General features: G+C 76.2%; 1 protein-coding gene. It reads right to left on the bottom strand.

Annotated features, from left to right (window positions below):
- Positions 1-4,701: type I polyketide synthase (locus tag NBW84_RS08045; RefSeq protein WP_250283201.1), on the bottom strand; the 4,701-nt coding region annotated here is incomplete at both ends.

A 4,701-nucleotide genomic window follows, 5' to 3' on the forward strand; every position in this document is an offset into this window, starting at 1 on the left:
CGGCAGCGCCCCATCGGCCGCCCGCGGCGGCAGCGAGCGGCGGAGCAGGCGGGCCAACGCGCCGCGGTCCAGCTCCGCCGTGGTGGGCTCGACGCGCACGACCCGCGCGCCACGGCCGGACAGGGCCGTGGCACACGCCGCCACCAGGGCCTGGTCGGGCGACTCGGCCGGAGCCAGCAGCAGCCACGTTCCCGACAGCACCGCCGGAGCGTCCAACAGTCCTGTCTCCCCCACCGAGGCATCCACCAGCGGGGCATCCACCAGCGGGACATCCACCAGCGGGGCTTCCACCAGCGGCTTCCAGGTGACGCGGTACCGCCAGTCGCGGACCGCCGCGCTGTCGACCTGCCGCCGCCGCCAGGCCGACAGCGCGGGCAGCACCGCGCGCAACGGCTGGTCGGCGTCGATGTCAGCGTCGAGAGTGGCGGTCAGCGCGGCCAGGTCCGCGCGTCGCACGGCGTCCCAGAACCGCTCCTCGGCCGGCCCCGCGCCGGCGGCCGGCGCCTGGTGCCCGCCGGGAGCCCGGCCATCGCCGAGCCAGTAGCGCCGGCGGCGGAAGGCGTAGGTGGGCAGGTCGACCCGGCGCGCCTCAACGCCGTTGAACGCGGCCCGCCAGTCGACCCGGACGCCGCGCACGTGGGCCTCGGCCACCGCGGTGAGGAACCGCCGCCGGCCGCCGTCGTCGCGCCGCAGCGAGCCGGTGGCCAGCACGTCGGCGCCGGCGTCCGCGGCGGTCTCCTCGATGCCCATCGTCAGCACCGGATGCGGGCTGGACTCGATGAAGGTGGTGTGCCCGTCCCGCAGCAGGGCACGGACCGCCGGCTCGAACAGCACGGTCCGTCGGAGGTTGCGGTACCAGTACCCGGCGTCCATCAAGGACGTCTCGACCGGGCCGCCGGTCACCGTGGAGTAGAAGGGGATCTCGGCCGGACGCGGGGCGATGCCGGCCAGCGCCTCGAGCAGCTCCGTTCGCACATCCCGGACATGCGGCGAATGCGAAGCGTAGTCGACCGGGAGCATGCGGGTGCGGACGTCCGCGGCGGCGCAGTCCGCCGCCAGGGCCGCCAGCACCCCGGGCTCGCCGGAGACGACCACCGAACGCGGCCCGTTCACCGCGGCCAGCCAGACCCGCTCACCCCAGTGCGGGGTGCGCCGGGCCACCTCCTGCGGTGCGAGCGCCACGGAGAGCATGCCGCCGCGGCCGGTCAGGGCCGCCAGCGCCCGGGAGCGCAGCGCCACGACCCGGGCGGCGTCCGGCAGCGACAGCGCGCCGGCCACGTACGCCGCCGCGATCTCACCCTGGGAGTGGCCGACCACGGCAGCCGGCCGGACGCCGTACTCGGCCCACAGCGCCGCCAGCGACACCATCACGGCGAACAGCACCGGCTGGACGACGTCCACCCGCTCCAGCTCCGCCGGCCCGCCACCGCCACGCAGGACGTCCAGCAGGGACCAGTCGACGTGCGGGGCCAGCGCGTCGGCGCACTCGGCGATCCGGGCGGCGAACGCCGGCGAGGAGTCCAGCAGCCCCGCCGCCATACCGGCCCACTGCGAGCCCTGCCCGGGAAAGACCAGCACCGGCCCGCCGGTGGGCCCGGCCGCGCCCCGGACGACCTCGACAGCCTGGACGGCCCCGGCACCCTGGACGGCCCCGGCCACCAGCGCGCCGTCAGGCAGCGGCCCGCCGTCGGCCACCGCGGCGAGGCCCCGCAGGAAACCTGCATGATCATCGGCCAGCACCACCGCGCGCCGCGCGAGCACGGCCCGCGTCGTCGCCAGCGAGTAACCGATGTCGGCGCGGTTCAGCTCGCCGTGCGCGGCCGCGTGCGCGTGCACACGCTGGGCCTGCGCCCGCAGCGCGGCGTCGGTGTGCCCCGAGATCACCCAGGGCAGGACGGTCCCGGCGGGACGCCTATCGGCGGTCTCCTCGGGGGCGGTCTCCTCGGGGGTGTTCTCCTCGGGGGTGTTCTCCTCGGGGGCGGAGCCGAGCGTCACCGGGGGTGCCGGCCTGTCGACCGTGTCCAGAATGACGGAGTCCAGGATGACGGACGTGTCGGCACCGACCGGTGCCGCGGTGGCCGATGTCACGCCGGCCGGAGCGGCGGGAAGCTGGGGTGCCGTGGGCCGCGCGGCGGCCTGTTCCAGGACGACGTGCGCGTTCGTGCCACTGATCCCGAAGGAGGACACCACGGCCCGCCGGGGCCGGTCGACGTCCGGCCAGGGGGTCGGCGCGGTCAGCAGCCGCACCGCCCCGGCGGCCCAGTCGACCTGCGAGGAGGGCTCGTCCACGTGCAGGGTCGCCGGCAGCAGACCGTGGTGCATCGCCAGCGCCATCTTGATCACACCGGCGACGCCGGCGGCGGCCTGGGTGTGCCCGATGTTCGACTTGATCGACCCCAGCCACAGCGGACGGTCCGCCGGCCGGTCACGCCCGTAGGTCGCCAGCAGCGCCTGCGCCTCGATCGGGTCCCCCAGCTTCGTCCCCGTACCGTGCGCCTCCACCACGTCCACCTCGGCCGCCGCCACCCGGGCATCCGCCAGCGCCCGTCGGATCACCCGCTGCTGCGCGGGCCCGTTCGGCGCGGTCAGCCCGTTACTCGCGCCGTCGGAGTTCACCGCCGACCCACGGAGCACCGCCAGCACCGGATGCCCGTTCCGGCGCGCGTCCGACAGCCGCTCCAACAGCAGCAGGCCCACACCTTCGGACCAGCCGGTGCCGTCGGCGGCGGCGGCGAAGGACTTGCAACGCCCGTCCGCTGCCAGCCCGCGCTGCCGGCTGAACTCCACGAAGGTGTTCGGCGTCGACATCACGGTCACGCCGCCGGCCAGCGCCAGCGAGCACTCCCCCCGCCGCAGCGCCTGAGCGGCCAGGTGCAGCGCCACCAGCGACGACGAGCACGCCGTGTCCAGCGTCACCGCCGGGCCGTGCAGGCCGAAGGTGTAGGCCACCCGCCCGGACAGCACGCTCCCCGTGGTGCCGGTCAGCAGGTAGCCCTCCCCGTCCTGCGCCGTACCGGCGGCGGCCGTGCCGTAGTCGTGGTACATCACGCCGGCGAACACGCCGGTGTCGCTGCCACGCAGGGCGGTCGGGTCCAGCCCGGCCCGCTCGAACGCCTCCCAGCTCGTCTCCAGCAGCAGCCGCTGCTGCGGGTCCATCGCCACGGCCTCGCGCGGCGAGATACCGAACAGCTCCGGGTCGAACTCGTCGGCGTCGTGCAGGAAGCCGCCCTCGCGGGTGTAGCTGCGTCCCGGGCGTCCGGGACGCGGGTCGTAGAGCGCGTCGACGTCCCAGCCGCGGTTCGTCGGGAAGGTCGAGATCGCGTCGGTGCCGGTGGACACCAGCCCCCACAGCTCCTCCGGGGAGGTGACCCCACCGGGATACCGGCAGGCCATCGCGATGATCGCGATCGGTTCCGCCTCGGTGGCGGGCGTGGTCACGGCCGCCGGGGCCGCGGTACCGGCGGCCGTGGCGGACGCGGTCGCGGCCTCGCCGCCGGGCACCTGTGTGAGCAGGTGCTCCACCAGCTCCGCGGGTGTCGGATGGTCGAACAGCACGGTGGCGGGCAGCCGCAGCCCCGTTGCCGTACCCAGCCGGTTGCGCAGCTCCACCGAGGTCAGCGAGTCGAACCCGAGTGCCCGGAAGGCCACGTCGTCGCGCACCACGGCCGCCCCGGCGTGGCCGAGCACGGCGGCCGTCTCGGAACGCACCAGCTCACGCAGCACCCGTTCCCGCTCGACCGGGCCGAGCGCGGCCAGCCCGCCCACGGCCGTGCCCCCGACGCTCCCGGAGCTCCCGGCCGTCCCGAAGGTCCCGGCCGTCCCGAAGTTCCCGGCGTCCGTACCGCCGTCGGTGCCCGCGGAGCCCTCTGCGCCCGCAGGGCCTCCGGCGCCCGCGAAGCCCTCAGCGCCGGGAGCGTTCCCGGCAGCGGTCGGGCTGCCGCCTGTGCGCGGCCGGCGCCCACCGGCGGTGGGCAGCAGGGCGCGCATCACCTCCGGCACCCCACCGATGGCAGCCTGCTCACGCAGCGCAACTAGATTCGTTCGCAAAGCGACCAGCAGGGCGTCGTCACGGACGAGGGCGTCGTCGAACAGGGCGAGGCCGGCCTGCTCGGGCAGGGCCGCGACACCGGCACGGGCCATCCGCCGCACGTCGACGGGCCGCAGGCCGCCGGCCAGGCCGGCGGGCTGGTCCCACAGCCCCCAGGCCAGGGACGTCGCGGCGAGCCCCGCCCGGGCGCGGTGGTGCGCCAGGGCGTCCAGGAACGCGTTCGCGGCGGCGTAGCTGCCCTGGCCGGCGGCCCCGACGAGGCCGGAGATCGAGGAGAACAGCACGAACGCCGACAGGTCGTGGTCCCGGGTCAGCTCGTGCAGGTGCCAGGCGGCGTCGACCTTCGCGCGCAGGACGCCACCGACCCGCTCGAGGGTCAGCGACTCGATGGTCGCGTCGTCGATGACCCCGGCGGCGTGCACCACCGCGCGCAGCGGATGCTCGGCGGGGATACCGGCCAGCAGCGCGGCGACCCCGGTCCGGTCGGCGACGTCACAGGCCACGACCCGCACGTCCGCGCCCAGCGCGGTCAGTTCGGCGACCAGGTCGCCGGCGCCCGCGGCCGCGGCGCCCCGCCGGCTGGTCAGCACCAGCCGGCGCACCCCGTGCCGAGTGACCAGATGCCGGGCGACCAGCCGGCCCAGCCCACCGAA

Origin of the sequence: Protofrankia sp. CiP1_Cm_nod2, from assembly GCF_920664355.1 — a bacterium.
GTDB lineage: Bacteria > Actinomycetota > Actinomycetes > Frankiales > Frankiaceae > Protofrankia.